The organism is Mesorhizobium sp. M4A.F.Ca.ET.050.02.1.1 (assembly GCF_003997725.1).
Taxonomy (GTDB): Bacteria; Pseudomonadota; Alphaproteobacteria; order Rhizobiales; family Rhizobiaceae; genus Mesorhizobium.
The window spans coordinates 1-2,142 of the sequence record NZ_RZSG01000929.1; the positions used below are offsets into that span (position 1 = coordinate 1).

At 64.2% G+C, this 2,142-nt stretch carries 2 protein-coding genes; both read left to right on the plus strand.

What is annotated here, in order from left to right; all coding sequences use genetic code 11:
- Positions 1–955 (plus strand): alpha-amylase family glycosyl hydrolase (locus tag EOA33_RS33260; protein ID WP_127407551.1); only part of this gene is annotated, 955 nt, incomplete at its 5' end.
- Positions 956–987: 32 nt separating this feature from the next.
- The gene (ugpC, locus tag EOA33_RS33265) at positions 988–2,100 is read left to right on the plus strand and encodes a sn-glycerol-3-phosphate ABC transporter ATP-binding protein UgpC (protein ID WP_127407552.1); all 1,113 of its coding nucleotides are present in this window, start codon (positions 988–990) and stop codon (positions 2,098–2,100) included.
- The last annotated feature ends 42 nt before the right edge of the window (positions 2,101–2,142 follow it).

The following is a 2,142-nucleotide window of genomic DNA, read 5'->3' on the forward strand; positions in this document are numbered from 1 at the left end:
CGACCAGACGGCTCCGGCTGTCAACCCCTACAACTACCAGGACCATATCTACGACAAGAGCCGGCCGGAGAACCTCGGCTTCCTCGAACGCTTCCGCGCCCTGCTCGACGAATATCCGGCGCAGGCAGCGGTCGGCGAAGTCGGCGATTCGCAGCGCGGCCTGGAAGTGGTGGCCGCCTACACCGCCGGCGGCAAGCGCGTCCACATGTGCTATTCCTTCGACTTCCTCGCACCCGAGAAGATCAGCGCCGCCAAGGTGCGCGCGGTGCTGGAGGCCTTCGGCAAGGTCGCCAGCGACGGCTGGTCGTGCTGGGCTTTCTCAAATCACGACGTGATGCGGCCGGCCTCGCGCTGGGCCGCCAGCGAGGCCGATCCGACCGCCTATCTCAAGGTTATCTCGGCGCTGCTGATGTCGCTGCGCGGCTCGGTCTGCCTCTATCAGGGCGAGGAACTCGGCCTCGGCGAGGCGGAACTCTTGTTCGAGGACCTGCAGGATCCCTACGGCATCCGCTTCTGGCCCGAATTCAAGGGTCGCGATGGCTGCCGCACGCCGATGGTGTGGGATGCCGCCGCCAAGAATGGCGGCTTCTCGGCGGCCAAGCCCTGGCTGCCGGTGCCCGGCAAGCATCTTTCGCAGGCTGTGAGCGTGCAGCAGGGCGACCCAAGCTCACTGCTCGAGCACTACCGGCGCTTCCTCGCCTTCCGCCGCCAGCATCCGGCGCTGGCCAAGGGCGATATCGACTTCATCGAAAGCGCGGGCGACACCGTCGCCTTCACCCGCCGCGAGGGCAATGAGCGTGTCGTCTGCGTCTTCAACCTGGGCAGCGAGCCGGCCGAGGTCGATCTCGGCGGCGGCTCGCTTCAGCCCTTGCCGGGGCACGGTTTTTCGAGCCAAGCTGGCGCCGGCTCCATCCGCCTTGGCGGCTACGGCGCCTGGTTCGGCCGCATCGACTGAGTTTTTGAAACGGACGTCATTGGGAGGAAATCATGGCCGATGTCACGCTGAGGCAAGTGAAGAAATCATACGGCAATCTCAACATCCTGCATGGCATCGACCTCGACATTAAGTCGGGCGAGTTCATCGTCTTCGTCGGCCCGTCCGGTTGCGGCAAGTCGACCTTGCTGAGGTCCATCGCCGGGCTGGAGGAGATCACGTCGGGCGAGCTCAAGATCGCTGGCGAGGTAGTCAACGACGTGCCGCCGTCGAAACGCGGCATCGCCATGGTGTTCCAGTCCTACGCACTCTATCCGCACATGACCGTCTACGACAACATGGCCTTCTCGATGAAGATCGGCAAGGAAAGCAAGGCCGAGATCGACAAGCGGGTGCGGCAGGCGGCCGAGATCCTGCAGTTGACCAAATATCTCGACCGGCTGCCCAAGGCGATGTCGGGTGGCCAGCGCCAGCGCGTTGCCATTGGCCGCGCCATCGTGCGCAATCCGAAAGTGTTCCTGTTCGACGAGCCGCTGTCCAATCTCGACGCGGCACTTCGCGTCGCCACCCGCATCGAGATCGCCAAGCTGAAGGAATCAATGCCGAACACCACGATGATCTACGTCACCCACGATCAGGTCGAGGCGATGACGCTGGCCGATCGGATCGTGGTGCTGAAGGAAGGCCGCATCGAGCAGGTCGGCACGCCGATGGAGCTCTATAAGCGGCCCGGCAATCTGTTCGTCGCCCAGTTCATCGGCTCGCCGGCCATGAACATTCTGCCGGCGAAGATCGAAAAGGCCGGCGATCCGACCATCATCAGCCATGTCGGCGGCCGCAAGGCGACGGTTCCGATCGCGACCCCTGCCTCGGCGAATGGCGCGGCGGTAAGTTTCGGCGTGCGGCCGGAAGACCTGGCGATCGCTACCGGCACGGAGTATCTGTTCGAGGGAACGGTGGACTATGTCGAGCAGCTTGGCGAGGTCCAACTCGTCTATGTCGACATCGGCTGCGCCGACCTGCCGCTGGTGACGAAACTGCCGGGCAATGTCGAGGTCAAGCGAGGTGCTGTGCTGCGGCTCAACGCCGATGCCGGCGACCTGCACATCTTCGATGCGGACGGCCACTCCTTCACGCTGCACATGGCGGCAGCGAAGGCGGCCTGAACTTCACGTTGGACAAAACAAGAGCGGCGGGCACTGCCCGCC

Excerpts from the sequence above, each read along its gene's own strand:
- ugpC (WP_127407552.1), top strand. The coding sequence starts at position 988 with ATGGCCGATGTCACGCTGAGGCAAGTGAAGAAATCATACGGCAATCTC.